At 71.7% G+C, this 17,957-nt stretch carries 18 protein-coding genes; 11 read left to right on the top strand and 7 right to left on the bottom strand.

Translation table 11 applies throughout. The annotated features are described in order from the left end of the window. Nucleotides 1-202: 202 nt before the first annotated feature. Together WBN91_RS34335 and WBN91_RS34330 are read left to right on the top strand one after the other, a co-directional pair. A complete protein-coding gene (locus tag WBN91_RS34335) occupies nt 203-850 on the top strand; it encodes an HAD family hydrolase (protein WP_337728428.1) in 648 nt (215 codons plus the stop codon). Nucleotides 851-859: 9 nt separating this feature from the next. Then, complete coding sequence (locus WBN91_RS34330; protein ID WP_337728429.1) at nt 860-1,816, top strand: TIGR03557 family F420-dependent LLM class oxidoreductase; 957 nt, start codon at nt 860-862, stop codon at nt 1,814-1,816. 4 nt (nt 1,817-1,820) lie between these two features. Here WBN91_RS34330 and WBN91_RS34325 read toward each other — a convergent pair whose 3' ends face one another. Together WBN91_RS34325 and WBN91_RS34320 are read right to left on the bottom strand one after the other, a co-directional pair. After that, nucleotides 1,821-3,125 (bottom strand): serine/threonine-protein kinase, encoded by a 1,305-nt coding sequence (locus WBN91_RS34325; protein ID WP_337728430.1) that lies wholly within the window; start codon nt 3,123-3,125, stop codon nt 1,821-1,823. Nucleotides 3,126-3,274: 149 nt separating this feature from the next. Then, nucleotides 3,275-4,543 carry a PucR family transcriptional regulator gene (locus tag WBN91_RS34320; protein ID WP_337729431.1) on the bottom strand — a complete coding sequence of 423 codons (1,269 nt, stop codon included), beginning with the start codon at nt 4,541-4,543 and terminating at the stop codon, nt 3,275-3,277. Nucleotides 4,544-4,624: 81 nt separating this feature from the next. Here WBN91_RS34320 and gabT point away from each other — a divergent pair, with 81 nt between their 5' ends. Next, nucleotides 4,625-5,911: a 4-aminobutyrate--2-oxoglutarate transaminase gene (gabT, locus tag WBN91_RS34315; protein ID WP_337728432.1), complete on the top strand. Its 1,287-nt coding sequence runs from the start codon at nt 4,625-4,627 to the stop codon at nt 5,909-5,911. Beyond that, complete coding sequence (locus WBN91_RS34310) at nt 5,908-7,329, top strand: aldehyde dehydrogenase family protein (protein WP_337728433.1); 1,422 nt, start codon at nt 5,908-5,910, stop codon at nt 7,327-7,329. Before gabT ends, WBN91_RS34310 begins: the two co-directional genes overlap by 4 nt. Here the strand turns inward: WBN91_RS34310 and WBN91_RS34305 are convergent. Further along, the gene (locus tag WBN91_RS34305) at nt 7,324-8,361 is read right to left on the bottom strand and encodes an AI-2E family transporter (RefSeq protein ID WP_337728434.1); all 1,038 of its coding nucleotides are present in this window, start codon (nt 8,359-8,361) and stop codon (nt 7,324-7,326) included. The genes WBN91_RS34310 and WBN91_RS34305 overlap by 6 nt on opposite strands. 54 nt (nt 8,362-8,415) lie before the next feature. On the opposite strand from WBN91_RS34305, the gene WBN91_RS34300 reads away from it, so the two are divergent. The 5 genes from WBN91_RS34300 (at nt 8,416) to WBN91_RS34280 (ending at nt 13,422) form a co-directional block, all read left to right on the top strand. Beyond that, a complete protein-coding gene (locus tag WBN91_RS34300; protein ID WP_337728435.1) occupies nt 8,416-8,979 on the top strand; it encodes a maltokinase N-terminal cap-like domain-containing protein in 564 nt (187 codons plus the stop codon). A 108-nt stretch (nt 8,980-9,087) separates the two neighbouring features. After that, nucleotides 9,088-11,538, top strand: coding sequence for an NACHT domain-containing protein (locus tag WBN91_RS34295; protein WP_337728436.1), 2,451 nt, complete (start codon nt 9,088-9,090; stop codon nt 11,536-11,538). Nucleotides 11,539-11,626: 88 nt separating this feature from the next. Further along, on the top strand, nt 11,627-11,944 hold the full coding sequence (locus WBN91_RS34290) for a hypothetical protein (RefSeq protein WP_337728437.1): 318 nt from the start codon (nt 11,627-11,629) through the stop codon (nt 11,942-11,944). A 27-nt stretch (nt 11,945-11,971) separates the two neighbouring features. After that, a complete protein-coding gene (locus WBN91_RS34285; protein WP_337728438.1) occupies nt 11,972-12,682 on the top strand; it encodes a class I SAM-dependent methyltransferase in 711 nt (236 codons plus the stop codon). Between the two features lie 125 nt (nt 12,683-12,807). Continuing rightward, nucleotides 12,808-13,422: a VanZ family protein gene (locus WBN91_RS34280; RefSeq protein ID WP_337728444.1), complete on the top strand. Its 615-nt coding sequence runs from the start codon at nt 12,808-12,810 to the stop codon at nt 13,420-13,422. Between the two features lie 31 nt (nt 13,423-13,453). Here the strand turns inward: WBN91_RS34280 and WBN91_RS34275 are convergent, their stop codons facing one another. Continuing rightward, on the bottom strand, nt 13,454-13,915 hold the full coding sequence (locus WBN91_RS34275) for a hypothetical protein (protein WP_337728439.1): 462 nt from the start codon (nt 13,913-13,915) through the stop codon (nt 13,454-13,456). 120 nt (nt 13,916-14,035) lie between these two features. Between WBN91_RS34275 and WBN91_RS34270 the strand changes: the two genes are divergently transcribed. Together WBN91_RS34270 and WBN91_RS34265 are read left to right on the top strand one after the other, a co-directional pair. Next, nucleotides 14,036-15,031, top strand: a complete 996-nt coding sequence (locus tag WBN91_RS34270; RefSeq protein ID WP_337728440.1) for an ArsR/SmtB family transcription factor — start codon at nt 14,036-14,038, stop codon at nt 15,029-15,031. Between the two features lie 241 nt (nt 15,032-15,272). Continuing rightward, nucleotides 15,273-15,788 (top strand): lytic polysaccharide monooxygenase auxiliary activity family 9 protein, encoded by a 516-nt coding sequence (locus tag WBN91_RS34265; protein WP_337728441.1) that lies wholly within the window; start codon nt 15,273-15,275, stop codon nt 15,786-15,788. A 53-nt stretch (nt 15,789-15,841) separates the two neighbouring features. Here WBN91_RS34265 and WBN91_RS34260 read toward each other — a convergent pair whose 3' ends face one another. The 3 genes from WBN91_RS34260 to WBN91_RS34250 form a co-directional block, all read right to left on the bottom strand. After that, nucleotides 15,842-16,570 (bottom strand): SDR family NAD(P)-dependent oxidoreductase, encoded by a 729-nt coding sequence (locus WBN91_RS34260; protein ID WP_337728442.1) that lies wholly within the window; start codon nt 16,568-16,570, stop codon nt 15,842-15,844. Nucleotides 16,571-16,876: 306 nt separating this feature from the next. Beyond that, entirely contained in the window at nt 16,877-17,491 is a 615-nt protein-coding gene (locus WBN91_RS34255) for a UdgX family uracil-DNA binding protein (protein WP_337728443.1), read from the bottom strand. A 7-nt stretch (nt 17,492-17,498) separates the two neighbouring features. After that, nucleotides 17,499-17,681, bottom strand: coding sequence for a CsbD family protein (locus WBN91_RS34250; RefSeq protein WP_337728445.1), 183 nt, complete (start codon nt 17,679-17,681; stop codon nt 17,499-17,501). Nucleotides 17,682-17,957: the final 276 nt, after the last annotated feature.

Below are 17,957 nucleotides of genomic sequence, written 5' to 3'. Positions count from 1 at the left end.
GCAGGCCATACGGGGATGACGGAAGAAGCCCAAGTTGGGAGGTCTGCTGCGCGAGCCCTTCGAAAAGCGCGCGCCCTGCGGGCGTGGAGGGCTGTGCGGGGTGGGGGGGGAGCGAAGTGCGTGCTGCCTGCGCCTCTGCCCTCCCGACTCATGCGTTACTCGGCTTGTTTGCCGGTGCGCCGGTCGGGCTAACCACGGCGGTATGAGCAACACGCTGGTCCTGGACGTGGACGGCACGTTGGTGGACACCAACTACCACCACGCGGTCGCCTGGTTCCGCGCGTTCCGTCGGTTCGACCTCACCGTGCCCACCTGGAAGCTGCACCGGGCCATCGGCATGGGCGGCGACAAGTTGGTCGCCGCTGTCGCCGGGCAGCACGTGGAGGAGGAGCACGGGGACGGCATCCGCAAGGCGTGGGAGGTCGCGTTCGAGCCGATGTTGGCCGAGGTGCGCCCGTTGGAGGGCGCGCACCGGCTGGTGAGTGCCGCGCTGGAGCAGGACTTCGCCGTGGTGCTCGCCAGTTCCGGCAAGCGCCACCACGTCGACCACTACATCAAGCTGATCGACGCGCAGGGCGTGGTGTCGACGTCCGCGGACGACGTGGAGGAGTCCAAGCCCGCGCCGGACCTCATCGAGGTGGCGCTGTCCCGCGTGGACTCGTCGGGCCGCGCCGTCGTGATCGGCGACTCGGTGTGGGACTGCGACGCGGCCCGTCGTGCCGGGCTGCCCGTGGTGTGCCTGCGCACGGGTGGGTTCGGTGAGGCCGAGTTGCGCGAGCACGGCGCGTCGACCGTCTACGAGGAACTCGACCAGTTGCGGGCGGATCTGACCGACCTGCCGATGGCCTAGGAGGGGACCGTGCGGATCGGCTACACCCTGATGACCGAGCAGGCCGGACCGAAGGCGCTGGTCGCCCACGCGGCGCGCGCCGAGCGGGCCGGGTTCGACTTCGAGGTCATGAGCGACCACTACTTCCCGTGGCTGGACGAGCAGGGGCACGCGCCGTACGCGTGGAGCGTGCTGGGCGCGGTGGCGCAGGTGACCGACCGGGTCGAGCTGATGACCTACGTGACGTGCCCGACCATGCGGTACCACCCGGCGGTGGTGGCGCAGAAGGCGGCGACGGTGCAGCTGCTCGCGGACGGCCGGTTCACGCTCGGGCTGGGCGCCGGGGAGAACCTGAACGAACACGTCGTGGGGCGCGGCTGGCCGCCGGTGAACGTGCGGCACGAGCTGCTGCGCGAGGCGGTGGAGATCATCTCGCTGCTGTTCGACGGTGGGTACGTCAACTACCCCGGTTCACACTTCCGGGTGGATTCGGCGAAGCTGTGGGACCTGCCCGCGCAACGGGTGCCGATCGCGGTGGCCGTGTCGGGCAGCCAGTCGGTGCAGACCTTCGCGCCCTTGGCCGACGCGATGGTGGCGACCGAGCCGAACGCGGAACTGTGCCGCGACTGGGACGTCTTCCAGGGCCGGACGGCGCGCAAGATCGGCCAGGTGCCGGTGTGCTGGGACCCGTCGGAGGACGAGGCGGTCAAGCGCGCCCACGAGCAGTTCCGCTGGTTCGCCGGCGGGTGGAAGGTGAACGCGGAACTGCCCGGACCGGCGGGGTTCGCGGGGGCGACGCAATTCGTGCGGCCTTCCGATGTGGCCGAGCAGATCCCTTGCGGGCCTGATGTCGGGCCGATCGTGGAGGCGGTGCGCGGGTTCGAGGAGGCCGGGTTCACCGACTTGGCGTTGGTCCAGATCGGCGGCGAGCATCAGGAGGAGTTCCTGGAATTCGCCGAATCCGACCTCCTGCCCGCCCTGCGCTGACCGCTCAGCCCCTGGCGCCCGTGCGCGGTTTCGGATCCGGGGTGATGGGTGCCGGGGTGGTCGGGCGGGGCTTGGTCGTGTTGGGCGGGGGTTGCGGGTTCGGGGTGTCGCGGACGGTGGTGGGTTTCGGGGTGTCGCCGGTCGGTTCCTGCACCACCGACGTGACCACCACGGTCTTCGGGTCCTGGGGCGAGCCGGCGACCTGTTTGCCGGGCTCCACCACGGTCACCGTCGACGGGTCCAGGCCGGCGGTGGCGCCGGGCTGTGCGGGAGCGGTGGTCATCAGGTCCACCGGGGCGTCCAGCTGCTGCCGGGTGTCGGTCGGGTCGGGGCGGGAAGTCAGGGTGACCGCGTGGAGGAGGGCCACCGCTCCCAGCAGGGCTGCGGCGGCGCCCACGAGCAGCGCCGTCCGGCGGCGGCGTCTGGGTCCGGTCGCGGGTGCGGGCGGTTTCTCCTCCGCGCGCGGGGCCACGTCCACGCCCGCCAAGGGGCGCAGGCCGGCGCTGGCCCGTTCGGCGACGGTCAGCATGGCGGCGCACTCGGTCGCGGTCGGGCGCTTGCTGGGCAGGGTGTGGGTCATCGCGGTCAGGACGTCGACCCACTCCGCCGGGAGGTTCGCCGGGATGCGCGGCTCGCGGTGCAGGCGGGCCAGGGCCGCTTCCGTGTCGCCGCCCGGGTACTCCGGGCGGCCGGTCAGGCACTCCAGCAGGACCAGGCCCAGCGCGTAGACGTCCGCGGGCGGGCCGACCTCCGCGCCGCGCACCTGCTCCGGGGCCAGGTAGCCGGCGGTGCCGACCAGGACGCCCGATCGGGTGACCCGGGTGACCTGCCCCTGGAGGGCCAGGCCGAAGTCGGCCAGGTAGGCGCGGCGCTCGTCGGTGGCCAGCAGGATGTTCGACGGCTTCACGTCCCGGTGCACGACGTCGTGCCGGTGCACATGCCCGAGGATCTCGGCGACCTGCGCCCCGATGCGGGCCACCACCTCGGGGGCCAGCGCCTCGCGCATCCGCCGCCGCAGGGTGCCGCCGTCCACGGCCTGCATGACGTAGAACGGCCGCCCGCGGAAGGACCCGGTGCCGTACACCGCGACCACGCCCGGGCAGTCCAGTTCGGACAGCATCTGCGCCTCGCGGTCGAGGCGGATCTGGTCCTCCGCGGTCGCGGTGCCCTGGAACACCTTGATCGCGACCCTGCGGTCCAATTCGGTGTCGTAGGCCCGGTACACCTCGGCCATGCCGCCGGACCCGTAGAGCCCGCCCAGGGCGTAACGCCCGTCGACGACCTCTCCGGTCAGGTCTCCGTCCCACATCCGGCTGACCTCCGCTGCCCCGACAGAGCCGTCCGCGTCCGGGAAACTACCGCCCTGTCGGCGCGACTAGCTACCCGGTTCGACATTTCGGGTCCATGTACCCGTAGCAATACCGTCACAAACGGCCTCTTGTTGCCAGTTGACGTTTTTCACGCTGATGCCAATGCGAACCACAGCTCCGCACGGACTCCGGGCGAGTCCAGCGAACGGCCCAGCAATTCCTCGACCCGCTTGATCCGATTGCGCACGGTGTGCCGGTGCACGCCCAACCGCGCCGCCGCCGGGTCCCACTGGCCGTGGCACGCCAGCCACACGCGCAGCGACTCGCGCAGCCGGTCGTCCAGCGGGGCGAGGAGGGTCGCGGCGAACTGGGCGGCGTCGACGGCCACCAGACCCGCTCCGGGCACGTCCTCGAAGCTCGCGACCCGCTCTTCCCGTGCCCGCAGCGCTTCCCGATAACCGCGCGCGACGCTCGCCGCGTCCACCGGGCTGGACGCGTACCCCGAACCGTCGAACCGGTCGGTCAGAACCACCAGGTCACCCGCGTACTCGGCCCAGAACCCGGTCGGTTCGCCGCGCGGTGCCAGGACGACCCGGAAAGCGCCTTCCGGCACACCGTCCACGGGTTCTCCGGCCAGGAGCAGGCGGAACTGCGCGGTCCGCAGCTCGCGCCGCACCACGTCCACCGCGTCCGACCCGGCCAGACCGAGCGTGAGCAGGGACGCGGCCGTGTTGGCCACCGTCCGGTCCACGGCGTCCAGCGGAACGGGGGTCGCCACCGCGAGGTAGCCGTGCCGGCCGAGGACCTGCAACGCCAGGTGCCGCTCCCCCACCTGCCACGCCGCGCCCGCCGGACCGTGCCCCAGCCGCGCCGCCTCCGCCCTCAGGTCCGGCAGGTCACCGCTGACGTGCACGAACTCGCCGGACGCGTCCAGCAAGGCCGCCGCACCGCCCAGCAACCCCGCCAGCCGCCGCACGACCGCCGCCGGGGAGGTCAGCGCCGCCCGGGTCAGCGCGCGCTGTGCCTCGCTGGTCCGGGTCAGCGCCGCGTACTCGTCGGCCGCGACCGCCCGCGACACCGCCTTGGTGATCGCGATGAACGGCACCGCGCGCGGCACCTCCAGCACCGCCAGCCCCGCCGACCGCGCGGCGTGGACCAGCTCGTCCGGGATCACCGCGTGGCTGAGTCCCGTACCGAAGCCGAGCCCCACGACGCCCGCGTCCGCCAGCCGCCGCGCGTAAGCCGGGTACGGGCCGAGCGCGATGCCGGTGGTCAGCAGCAGCTCGCCGCCCTCCAGGAACGGCGTCGGGTCGGCCAACTCGGTGCTGTGCACCCACGACACCGGCCGGTCCAGCCCGGTGTCGACGTGCACGGTCAGCCCCACCTCCCGGGCCAGGCGGGCCAGCGTCAACGGCATGGACACTTTGTACATGTCCAACCAGAACATTGGCCATTTCGGGCAGGTGCGCCGGCCGCGGGGAGGGCTGATGCTCGAACCATGACCCGACTGCTCACCCAGATCCCCGGTCCCCGCTCCCAGGAGCTGACCGCCCGGCGCAAGGGCGCGGTGTCGGCGGCGGTCGGCTCGACCCTGCCGGTGTTCGTCGACCACGCCGAGGACGGGCTGCTGGTCGACGTGGACGGCAACAAGCTCATCGACCTGGGCTCGGGCATCGCGGTCACCGGCGTGGGCAACCCGGCGCCGCGCGTCGCCGAGGCCGTGCACCGGCAGATCGACCGGTTCAGCCACACGTGCTTCATGGTCACCCCGTACGAGGGGTACGTGGAGGTGTGCGAGCGCCTCAACGAGCTGACGCCCGGCACGCACGAGAAGCGGTCGGCGCTGTTCAACTCGGGCGCGGAGGCCGTGGAGAACGCGGTGAAGGTCGCCCGGCACGCCACCGGGCGGCAGGCGGTCGTGGTGTTCGACCACGGCTACCACGGGCGCACGAACCTGACAATGGCGCTGACCGCCAAGAACATGCCGTACAAGCACGGGTTCGGGCCGTTCGCGCCCGAGGTGTACCGGGTGCCGGCGTCCTACCCGTTGCGCGACGGGCTCAGCGGCGAGGAGGCCGCCGCGCGGGCGGTCGAGGCGATCGAGAAGCAGGTCGGCGCGGACAACACGGCGTGCGTGGTGATCGAGCCGATCCAGGGCGAGGGCGGGTTCATCGTGCCCGCGCCGGGGTTCCTGCCCGCTCTTGAGCAGTGGTGTCGGGACCGGGGCGTGGTGCTGGTGGCCGACGAGATCCAGACCGGGTTCTGCCGCACCGGCTCGTGGTTCGCCAGTGACCACGAAGGCGTCGTGCCGGACCTGGTCACCACGGCGAAGGGCATCGCGGGCGGGCTGCCGCTGGCGGGTGTGACCGGGCGGGCGGAGCTGATGGACGCCGTGCACGTCGGCGGGTTGGGCGGCACGTACGGGGGCAACCCGGTCGCGTGCGCCGCCGCGTTGGGCGCGATCGACACCATGATCGAGCGCGACCTGAACGCCGCCGCGCGCCGCATCGAGGAATACGCAGTGCCCCGGCTGCGGGCGGTGCTGGGCGACGGCGGCGAGGTGCGCGGGCGGGGCGCGATGCTGGCCGTGGAGTTCGCCGAGCGGACGCCGGCGGTGGCGGCGCGGGTAACGGCGGCGTGCCACGCGGCGGGGGTGGTGGTCTTGACGTGCGGCACGTACGGCAACGTCCTGCGCCTGCTGCCGCCCCTGGTCATCCCGGACGACCTGCTGGCCGAGGGCGTCGAGGTCGTGGAGCGGGCCATCACTGAAGGAGTCGCACGATGAACTACTGGGTAGCCGGGCAGGCCGCGTCGAGCGGGGACGTGGTGGAAGTGCGCTCGCCGCACGACGGCGCGCTCGCCGGCACCACCTCCTGGGCCACGCCGGAGGACGTGGAACGCGCGGTCGCGGCGGCCCACGCGGTCGCGCCGGAGTTCGCGGTGCTGCCCGCGCACGCCCGTGCGGCGGCGTTGGACCACGTGTCGCGGCGGCTGGCCGAGCGCGCGGAGGAGGTGGCCCAGCTGATCACGGCCGAGTCCGGTAAGCCGGTGAAGTGGTCGCGGATCGAGGTGTCCCGGGCGGTGTCGACGTTCCGGTGGGCGGCCGAAGAGGCGCGGCGGTTCTCCGGCGAGTTGCAGCGCCTGGACACCGACCCCGCCGCGTCCGGCCGGCTGGCGCTGGTCCGGCGCGCGCCGCGGGGTCCGGTGCTGGGCATCTCGCCGTTCAACTTCCCGTTGAACCTGGTGGCGCACAAGGTGGCGCCCGCGATCGCGCTGGGTGCGCCGATCATCGTCAAGCCCGCGCCCGCGACGCCGTTGGTGGCGCTGCTGCTGGGTTCCCTGCTGGCGGAGACCGACCTGCCGGCGGGGTCGTGGTCGGTGCTGCCGGTGCCGAACTCGGCCGCGGGCGCGCTCGTCACGGACCCCCGGCTGCCGGTCGTGTCGTTCACCGGGTCCGGGCCGGTCGGGTACTCGATCCTGGAGCAGGTGCCGCGCAAGCACGTCGTGCTGGAACTGGGCGGCAACGCGGCGGCCGTCGTCTGTCCTGATTGGACGGACCTGGACTTCGCGGCGCAGCGGATCGCGACCTTCGCCATGTACCAGGGCGGGCAGTCCTGCATTTCGGTGCAGCGGGTCTATGTGCACCGGGACGTGTATGACGCCGTGGCTGACGGCGTTGTGGCCCACGTTCGCAAGCTGGGCACCGGCGCACCCCAGGACCCGGCCACCGACGTCGGCCCGCTGATCAACGAGGCGGCGGCGGAACGGGTCGAGGCCTGGGTGTCCGAGGCCGTCGCGGCCGGGGCGCGGGTGCTGACCGGCGGCACGCGCGAGGGCGCGGTGTACGCGCCGACCGTGCTCGCCGACGTGCCGGAGGGCTGCAAGGTGGTGGACGAGGAGGTCTTCGGCCCGGTCGTCGTGCTCGCCGCGGTCGACTCGGTGGAGGAGGCGTTCGACCGGGTGAACGCGTCCCGTTTCGGCTTGCAGGCCGGACTCTTCACGCACGACGTGCGCTTGGCGTTCAAGGCGTCCGCGCGGCTGGCGGTGGGCGGGGTGATCGTGGGCGACGTCCCGAGCTTCCGCGCCGACCAGATGCCGTACGGCGGCGTGAAGGAGTCCGGCACCGGTCGCGAGGGCGTGCGGGCGGCGATGGACGACCTGACCGAGCAGCGGGTGCTGGTGCTGACCGGGTTGGAGCTATGAGGGTCGTTTTTTGGGTGTGGAGCTGAGGAAGGCGTCGGCCCACCGGGCTTTCGGGTCGACGTCGACCAGCACCAGCTTCGCCAGCAGGGTCAGCGGGATGGCCAGGACCGCGCCCAGCGGGCCGATCAGCCACGCCCAGAACAGCAGCGTCAGGAACGTGACGGTGGTGGACAGGCCGACCGAGTCGCCGACGAACCGGGGCTGGATCAGCGTCTGCACCACGAAGTTCAGCACGCTGTAGACCACGACCACCCACACCGCCGGCTCCCAGCCGCTCTCCAGCAGGGCGAGCAGCACGGGAGGGACCAGGCCGAGCACGAAGCCCACGTTGGGGATGTAGTTGGTGATGAACGCGAGCAGCGCCCACAGGATCGGCAGCGGGATGCCCATGATCGCCAGGGCCACGCCGTCGAGCACCGCCACGATCAGCCCGAACACCGTGGACACGACGAGGTAGCGGCGGGTGGCGGAGGTGAACCGGGTCAGCGCCTTGGCCACCTCCGGCCGGTCCTGCGCGATGACGGCCATCCGGTCGCCCGCGCTGCCCGCGTCCACGGACAGGAACACCAGCAGGGACAACAGGAACACGATGTTGGACGCCAGCCCACCGACGCTGCTGAGCACGGTGCCCAGCACCCCCGCGACCCGGCCGAGGTCCAGCCCGTCGGCGACCTGGCGCAACTCGTCCACCCCGACCCCGAACCGGGACAGCTGCCCCACCACGGAGTCGGCCAGCGCGCGGGCGCGGTCGGCGTACTGGGGCAGCTGGGTGGCCAACTGAGCCACCGACACGACCAGCACCACGACCAGCGACAACAGGATGGCGTAGACGCCGAGCACCAGCGCGGTGGCGGCGACCCACGTCGGCAACCCCTTGCGGCGCAACCAGGAGTGCACCGGGCTGACCGCGATCACCAGCGTCAGCGCGAGGAACACCGGCCCGATGAACCAGGACAGCGCCATGATCCCGGCCCCGACGACCACCACGGCGGCCGTCCCGAGCAACACCACCAGTCCCCTGGGCAACTCCACCAGACGAGCCTAGGGCCGATCACCCGCTCGCGCGCGCGGCGTACGGTGAGATCCGTGGCCAAGATCCATGCCGGCGCGACCCTGACCCCCGGTTTCCGCGAGTTCCTGCCCCACTGGATGGCCCACCAACGCTGGTACCGCGGCGACGCCGTGCCCACCCTGCGCCCCATCGGCTTCTACCGCTTCGAGGACCCGGCCGGCGAGGTCGGCATGGAAGCGCACCTGGTGACCGACGGCACCAACCTCTACCACGTACCCCTCACCTACCGCGGCGCTCCCCTGCCCGACGTCGGGGCCGAGTCGCTGCTGGCCACCCCGGAACACAGCGTCCTGGGCACCCGCTGGATCTACGACGCGGCGGCCGACCCGACCTGGCACGCCCAGGTCCTCGACCTGGTCCGCACCGGCGGTGTCTCGGAGCCCGCGGGCCGGTCCGGCGTCGGCCCGGCGGAGGCTCGCGGGGTGCTCGACGGGCCGCTGGGGTCCCGGATCGAGGTGGTGCGCGTCCTGACCCCCGACACGCCTCCGGCCGGGTTCGGGGTCGTGGTCGGCACCTGGCACCCGGACGGTCCGGACGGCGACCCCGTCACCGGCTGCCTCGCCGTGGTCAAGATCTGACAACAAGCGCCGCACTCCGCAGATCAGCGGGCACGGGCGCGCGAATCCCGGTGACACTCGACCACCTCGGTGGCGCGACCACCACCCAGCCGGGAGGAGGTCGTGCCCGTGACCGGCACGCTCGTCGGAATGCTGCTGACCGCCCTGGCCGGCGCCGGCACCCTGGTCTACCGACTGATCCTGCGGTACCGGCGGTCCGTCGCGCGGGAGTCGCAGTCGTTCGTGCGCTACATCGCGGGCAGCCTGCGGTTGAGCATCGGGCGGCGGGTCAAGAAGTCGCTGGCCGCGCAGTTCGGAGTGCGCCGGTACACCGACCTGAAGCTGGCGACGTTCCCCTCCCGCCTCTACGTGCCGTCCGTGGACGACGCCGCGATCGACATCGACACCGCGTACGTCCGGCTGTCCCTGTCCGGCGCGCGGCGCCGGGTCACCGACGACGACCTGCTCGCCGACGACATCGGCGCGGTGCTGCTGTTCGGCGACCCCGGCTCGGGCAAGTCGTCGCTGACCAAGAAGCTGTTCCGGCAGGCGTGCCGGCAGGCCTACCGCAGGCCGGACGTGCACCGCCTGCCGGTGCACGTCGAGCTGCGCAACCTGGACTGGACCACCGCCCGCGCGTCCGGCCGCGACGCCGGGACGTGGTTGCGGGAGGCGCTGTTCGACCTGGCGTCCCGGGTGGAGGGCACCCACGACCCGCTGTTCACCCTCGACGCGTGGGCGGGCCGGAACGGCCTGCTGGTGCTGCTGGACGGCATGGACGAGGTGCCCGAGCGCTGCCTGGACTTCGCGATCGACGCGATCGGCGGCCTCACCTCCGCCCTGCGCGGGAAGTCGCCGCGCACCAGCGTGATCGTCACCGCGCGCACGCAACTGCGGGGCGCGCTGTCCCGCGGGTTCCTGGGCGGCATGAACGCGGTCTACACGGTCGAACCGTTCACCGCGGCAGACGTCTTCGAGTTCCTGCGCAAGTGGCCCTACCCGCAGGGGCGCTCGGGCGAGGCGCAGCGCATCCTCAACACCCTGCTGGAACACCGGACACTGGCGGAGATGTGCGGCAACCCGCTGATCCTGTCCATGTACGTCGCCCAGGACCAGCGCTACGCCGCCTCGCCGAACCTGGGCTCTGCCCGGCTGCCCGACACCCGCACCGACTTCTACCGCACGGTGATCGGCGAGCTGCTGGTGCACCGGCACTCCCAGCAGTTCGGCGGCGGCCAGGGCACCACCGAGACCCGGCGGGCGCGCGAGGAGCTGCTGGGCCGGATCGCGCTGGACCACCTGCACGCGAGCGACGACCCGGCGAACTCCCTGTCCTGGCGCGACGCGGTCGCCACCGCCCAACGGCTCACCGGCGTGCCGACGACGAGCCGGGCGGAGGCGCACCTGCGTGCCCTGGCGATCGACACGGGTGTGTTCACCGAGGAGCGGGTCGGCGAGAGCTTCCGCTTCATGCACCTGACGCTGTGCGAGTACCTGGCGGCGGTGGAGGCGAGCGAGAGCGGGTCGCCGAGCTTCGCCGACCTGCTCGACGCCGCCGCGCAACCGGGCGGGTCGTGGAGCGCGCGCCTGTCGGAGGTGGTCGTGTTCACCACGACCTTGTTCAAGCGCTCGGAACGCCTGCTGGCGCTGGCGGAGCTGCGGTCCCGCGGCGCGCCCCCGGACCTGGTCCTGCGCGCGGCCCGCGAGTGCCAGGCCTACCGGTCGGAGGTCTTCCGGCTGTGCGTGGCGGACCTGCGCGACCACCTGGCCGGCGTCGACGTCACCCGGTGGGACGAGAGCTGGTTCGCCGCGCTGCGCCTGCTGATCACCGCCGTCGACGAAGCCCGCCGCTCGGAGCGCGCCACTGACCTCGACGACACGGAGGTCCTGCTGCGCGACCTGACCGGCCTGGACCCGCAGCGCCTGGACCGCGTGTTCGAGATGTGGCTGGAGTTCCACCCCGCGGAGTCCCTGGCCACCGCGCGCCTGCTGGAACGCCTGGACCCGGACTTCGACCTGACCAGCCGCTTCGTCGCGGCGATGGACCGCGTGGAACTGCTGACCCACGCGATCTCCCGCGTCTCCACCCTGGCCGACGACCACGCCCACTGGACCCTCCTGCTGGCTGAGGCCGCCCTGACCACACCCCTGGTGGCGCAACGCCTGAGCAAGGAACCCCCGCCGCCGGCGGGCGCGGTCGGGCGCGACGAGGTGACCTGGGAGACGATGGGCGCGGCGAAGGGGACGTTGCTCGGGTGGGTGCTGAGCCGGGCGGTGGAGCAGTTCCCGACCCTCCTAGAGGGGATTCGGCGCGCGGTGCCCAGGGTCGGTCTGCTGCGAGCGGTGCGACCGGGCCACGTCCCGGCGGGGGCCATGATCGCCAGCGGACTCGTCCCGGTGCTCTTCGCCAGGATCTCGGTGATCGCGGGCGCGATCGGTACGATCCAAGTGGTGACGGGCGCGCTGACCACGCTGTCCGAAGTAGCGTTGGGCTTCGGTGTGCCGTTCCTGGCGCTGGCTGTGGCTGCGGGCTTCTTTGCGATCAGGATAGTCGTCGGGGGGACGGACCCCTCTCTCTGAGCGCCGACTGCTCAACCTGATTCCCCAGGTCCTCGGCAGCACACCCCGCTACGTCCTGGCGTCGACCAACGGGCGCACCGAGCTGTACGTGCCCACTTCGTGGACCGGCCCGGAGAGGGTTCAGCCCGACACCCGGCGAGACCGCCGCCGCCCGGAACCACTGCCCACCTTCTACGGCCAGGTGGGCCTGGACCTGCGGGGGATGGGGCCGGCGCGTCAGGCCACCTACCTGCTGACCGGGATGGTGGAGTTCGATCGGATGGTCCCGTTGGAGGGCGAGTGGCCCGCGCCTCGGCGGCGAGGTGCTTTCCGGCTGCTGTACGTGCTCGCCCTCCCGAAGCGGTACCGGCCCCACGTCCTGATTCCGCACCTCCTGATGTCGCAGTCCGCCGTCGTCGCCGAGTGACCACCGGTGCCGGGCAGTATGGGGACCATGTCTGCCCATCCCGCTGTGGAGAACGACTACGACAGCTTCGCCGAGGCGTACGCGGCCGAGAACGAGACCAGTCTGGTCAACGCCTACTACGCCAGGCCCGCGATCCTCGACCTCCTCGGGGACGTCGCCGGCCGCCAAGTCCTCGACGCCGGGTGCGGTGCCGGGTCGGTGGCTGTCGGGCTGCGTGAGCGCGGGGCCGTGGTCAGCGGGTTCGATCGCAGCGCCAAGATGGTGGAGTTGGCGCGGCGGCGGCTCGGGGACGTCGTGGAGGTCGCCGACATCGCCGAGCCGCTCCCCTACCCCGACGCCGCGTTCGACGACGCCGTCGCGGCCCTGGTGCTGCACTACCTGGAGGACTGGACCGCCCCGCTGGCCGAGCTGCGGCGCGTGCTCAAGCCCGGCGGCCGGTTGGTGGTGGTCGTCAACCACCCGTCCCTGCTCAAGATGGAGCACCCCGAGGCCGACTACTTCGCGACCAGCAAGTGGTCGTACGAGTACACCTTCCACGGTCAGCCCGCCGTGCTCACCTACTGGCACCGGCCGCTGCACGCGATGACCGACGCCTTCACCGCCGCAGGCTTCCGCATCACCACGATCAGCGAACCGCACCCGTCACCGGAAGCCCGTGACGTCTTCCCCGACGAACTCGCCCGCTTCCCCTCCGGCGCTTTCCTGTGCTTCCTGTTCTTCGTCCTGGAGGCGGCCTGACCGCACAGGTTGCCTGACCGCACATATCGCGGGCGTATGCAAAAACGGATACGCCGTCGCAACAAGCCTTCCTCTTCGATGGCCACGTGACTCGTGCCCGCACCCTCTTCCTCGTTGGCTTGGCAGTGCTCGGTTTCGGGAGTGCGGCGTTCGCCCTGCGGCGGTCCCTCCTGATGGCCGCGCCGACGTGCCTGTCCGGGCGGTGGCGCGGGTGCTACGACACCGAGAACGGCGTTGTGCTCATGACCCTGGTCGGCCTGCCGGTGGCCGCGCTGGCGGTGTGGGTGCTGGCGCAACGCCGGCGGGCGAGGGCGTGGCCGATGTCGTTGGCCGAAGTGGGCATGGTCTACGGGACGGTGCCGTGGGTGTGGCTGACGTTGATGCCCGGCGCCCAGGCGGGTCTGGTCCCCGGTCGGCTGAGCCTGGTCCCGTTCCAGGACCTGCTGGACATGCACACGCTCGGGATCATCGGCAACCTTCTGGTCCTCGCCGCACTGGGGGCCTTCGCCCCGATGCGGTTCGCGGCACTCGGGTCCATCCCGCGGTTGCTGGCGCTCGGGGCGTGCTGCTCGACCCTCATCGAGACCGCGCAGTACGTCTTGCAGCTGGACCGGGTGTCGTCGGTGGACGACGTGCTGCTCAACACGGCCGGCGCGGCGCTGGCCGGCCTCGCGACGCGCCGCTGGTGGCGTCCGGCCCGGGTGGAGGACCGGGCTTTCACCTTGAGGTCCGCCGGGTAGGTCCGGACCTACCCGGCGGAGCCGGTGGGGTCTAGTGCAGACCGTCGATGCAGACGCCGGAGCTGCGGTAGCAGGTTTGTCCGTGCAGGTACGTCCCGGCCGCGTCGGTCATGTAGACCCAGGCGTTGTCGGCCCCGCCGACGACGTCGGCGGGCGGGGTCAGGGTCGCCGGCGCGGTCGTGTCGCACCAGGTGCTGGAACTCCGGAAGCCCAGCGAGGTGCCGCCCTTGAACGCTCGCGCGTAGATCCGCCGACACCCGGTGGCCCGGAACGTCCCGGTGACGCCGACCGACCGGTTGTACCAGGTCACCGTGCCGTTGTAGAAGCTCGCCCCGTACGGGACCTTGAACTCGCTGGTGGGGTAGGCGGCGACGCCGGCCGTGGCGGGCGACGCCGCGAAGACCATCCCGGCGACCGACGCGACCGCGGCCACGACCGCACCGACTTTCCTCCTGCGGCTCTTCGCCTTCGTCGTGTCCTTCAGGCTCACCATGACCACTCCCGGGTTCTTCGGACTGCCGTTGTTCCGCACCAGCCAACCCGGCGTGGAGTCAGCCCGACAAAGGATTCGAACCCCCTCGAATCTGTGGTCGCGGCTGCTACGGTCGGGGCGGTGCTCACGCTTCGCGTAGACGCCGACACGGTGTCCAGGACGCGGTTGTCGCCTTCCCCGGCGTCGGAGTCCTTGGCGTGGCTGAGGCTCACGGCCGCGTCCGGACGACACCCGGTGTTCGGCGATCCCGGCCCACCCGCCCGCGCGTCGCTGGCCCACCCGGACGTCGCCCTGCTCGCGGACCTATTGCCGCGCAACGGCGACACCTACACCCCCGACCTGCTCACCCCGCAACCGGGAACGGACGCCCGCCGCCACCTGCTGGACGAGCAGATCGCGCAGATCGAGGCGACATCCCAGGACGACCTGGAAACCCAGGTCCTCACCTACACCCCAACCCACTGGAGCCGGGAGCTGCCGGCCACGACCCGCCGGATCGCGGAATCGGGCCGGATGCAACGACGTCTGGCCAACGGCCTCGCCAGGTTCTGGCGCGACACCCTCGCCGACGGCTGGCCCGAACTCCGTTCGATCACCGACCAGGACATCGCCCACCGCGCGACGACCATCGCCTCCCACGGGGTAGGCCGGACGTTCGCAGCCCTCCACCCCGACTTGAAGTGGACCGGCAACGCGGTCACCCTCGCCACGTCGTGGGACGCCGAGGTCGACGTCACCGGCCGAGACCTGGTCCTGGCCCCCAGCGTGCTCGGCCGATCCGACGTCGTCATCCAGGTGGACACCCCTGGGCAATGCGTCCTCTACTACCCCGCCCACCGAGTCGGAGCCCACCGCGACCGCCGCCCCCGAACCATCGCACCGGTGGTGGGCACCACCCGAGCAACCCTCCTGGCAGCCCTCGACACCGCCCGCTCCACCACAGAACTGGCCACCCGAACCGGCTACTCCCCCGCCACCATCTCCTACCACCTCACCGCCCTGCACCGCGCCCACCTGGTCACAAGGGTCCGCGCGGGGCGCTACGTGCTGTACGAGCGGACGGCGCACGCGGCAGGCCTGCTGGACGAAGCCCGCGACCAGCTCCGGTCGGGCTGAAGGTAACCGGGCCGCTGACCCGCGCGGGTGGGCACCGAGGGGCTGCCGGACACCGACAACTTCAGCCGGACAGGACAAGACGGGCCCGCGGTCGGTGCTGCACGGTTGTCACCGGGTAATCACAGAGAGTATGGTCTAGACCTGCCGCCGCGTTGGGTGAACGTCCACCCGTGCGGCGCGGGCTGCTCTTCGGGTGCGGTCGCCCAGCGACGTGTTCGACCCACCCGGAAGGAGCTGACCCATGACACTTCGCCGCAGGATCGCCGCGATGGCGGCAGGCGTCCTCGTCGCGCCGCTGGTCGTCGTCGCACTGCCGACGGCGCAAGCGTTCGCGCACGGCTACGTGTCGTCACCGCCCAGCAGGCAGGCCCAGTGCGCGCGGGGGCTGGTGCAGTGCGGTGACATCAAGTACGAACCGCAGAGCGTCGAAGGCCCGAAGGGGCTGCGCAGCTGTCACGGCGGCGTGGCGCGGTTCGCCGAGCTCAACAACGACAGCAAGGGCTGGAAGGTCACCGGCGTCGGGCAGACCGTCACGTTCAACTGGGTCTTCACCGCCCGCCACCGCACCGCCAGCTACGAGTACTACGTCGGCAGCCGGCGGGTCGGGTACTTCGACGGCGGCAACCAGCAACCGCCCTCGACCGTCTCGCACACCGTGAACCTGGGTGCGTCCGGCCGCCAGAAGGTGCTGGCGATCTGGAACATCGGCGACACCGCCAACGCGTTCTACGCCTGCATCGACGTCAACGTGAGCTGATCACGAGGGCGGGGGCCGTGCCGAACCTGTGGGCACGGCCCCCACCCCGGCGGTCAGATGGTGAACCCGCCGTCCACGTGCAGTGCGGTGCCGGTGATGTACCGGGCCTCCTCCGACGCGAGGTACGCCACCGCCGACGCCACCTCCTCCGGCCTGCCGTACCGGCCGACCGCCGTGAACCCGCTGATCGCCTCGGACATGGGTCCACTCTCGGGGTTCGTGTCGGTGTCGGTCGCGCCGGGGTGCACGAGGTTGACCGTGATCCCCCGCGCGCCCAGCTCCTGCCCCAGCGCCTTGGTCATGCCGATCAGCGCCGCCTTGCTCGCCGAGTACACCGAGAACCCGGGGAACGGCACGCGCACGGCCACGTTGCTGCCGATGCTGATGATCCGCCCGCCCTCGCCCAGGTGCGGCAACGCCGCCTTGACCGCCGCGAACGGCGCCCGCACGTTCACCGCGAACGTCCGGTCGAACGCGTCGATCCCCAGCTCCTCCACCGGTCCCACGATGAACTCGCCCGCGTTGTTCACCAGGACGTCCAACCGACCCAGCGCCCCCGCGGCCTCGTCCACCGCCGCCGCGACCGCGTCCGCGTCCCCGCTGTCCGCGCGGATCGCCACCACGCGCCGCCCCATCTCCTTGATCCGCTCCACCACGTCACTCGCGTCGGTCCGGTGGGTCAGCGCGACGTCCGCACCGTCCTGCGCCAGCCGCAGCGCCACCGCCGCCCCGATGCCCCGACTACCACCAGTGACCAGGGCGACCTTGCCTTCGAAGTTCATGCCACCGATCCTGACCGCTCGGCGGGGGAGAATCCGGCGGCAATCGGACACCGCGTTCGACCGTGTTCGCGGATCAAGAAATCCGTTGCGAGGCCTCCGGCGGACCGCATAGGTTCGTGGTACACGAGGAAGGAGGTGGTCCGAAGTTGTATAGCTGTAGGACTTGTCGTGAGGTGACCGTCCGCTAGGACCTACCCGTCTTCAGGGGTGGGCCTGGCGAAAACCAGGCGGCCACCCGGCCCCCTGACCCCGAGCCCAGTCCAGCTCGGCCCGTGCGCGGGAAGCGGTCAGGGGGCCGCTCCACATCTAGAGCTGGTCACGCACCGTGCGCAGATCTGCCAGGAAGGCCGCGTACGCCTCGTCCCGGTCGGGCGCCCGCAGCACCGCCGAGGGGTGCACCGTGCTGATCACCCGGAAGTCCGAGGTCTCCTCCACCTTGCCCCGCCGCTCGGTGACCTTGTAGTCGGTGCCCATGATCGCCTTGGCGGCCGTCGCCCCCAGGCACACCACGAGGTCCGGCCGCACCTCCGCCAACTCGGCGTGCAGCCAAGGAAGACAGGCGACGACCTCACCCCGCGCGGGCGTCTTGTGGATCCGCCGCTTGCCCCGCTCGGCCGGCACGAACTTGAAGTGCTTCACCGCGTTGGTCACGTAGACACCCTCACGCAGCAAATCCGCCTCGGCCAATGCCCGATCGAGGAGCTTTCCGGCCGGCCCCACGAACGGCTCCCCAGCCCGGTCTTCCTGATCCCCCGGCTGCTCCCCGACAAGCACGAGCCGAGCGTCAGGCGGTCCCGAGCCGAACACCGTTTGTGTCGCAGGCTTGTAAAGGTCACACCCTTCACACCCCCGCGCAGCAGCGCGCAGCGCCGCCAAGTCCGCGCCCTCGGGCACGAACGGTGCGGCGCTGCGCGCAGCCATCGAAGCGTCAGCGGTCGTTGGGACGGAAGGCGTCCTTGACCTTCTCGCCGGCCTCCTTGAGCGCACCCTTGGCCCGCTCGGCCTTGCCCTCCGCCTGCCACTGCTCGTTGTCGGTGGCGTCGCCGAGGGCCTCCTTGGCGCGACCCTTCATCTCCTCAGCCTTGTTGCTGAACTTGTCGTCGGCACCCATGACGGTCCTTTCGGTCGACATCAGGTCCTTCTCTCGCATACCCCGTGGGGGGCGGAGGAAAACCAGCCGGCTGGGCAGCCGGGCCTTCGTGCCGCACCCGGCGACCGCCTGACCAGCCAGAACTCCGCTTCACCCGCAGGCCCGCAGGCCCGCACGCCTCACGCCTCACGCCCGCATGCCGCACGCACGCATGCCGCATGCCCGAAGGGTGCTCCGCGCCGAAGGCGCGAGCCGAAGCGGCTAGCGCCCACGGGAAGGGCCTCGGTTTCTTTCCCC

Origin of the sequence: Saccharothrix sp. CCNWYY140 (assembly GCF_037401995.1) — a bacterium.
Taxonomy (GTDB): domain Bacteria; phylum Actinomycetota; class Actinomycetes; order Mycobacteriales; family Pseudonocardiaceae; genus Actinosynnema.
This window is presented reverse-complemented; position numbering and strand designations above follow the sequence as displayed.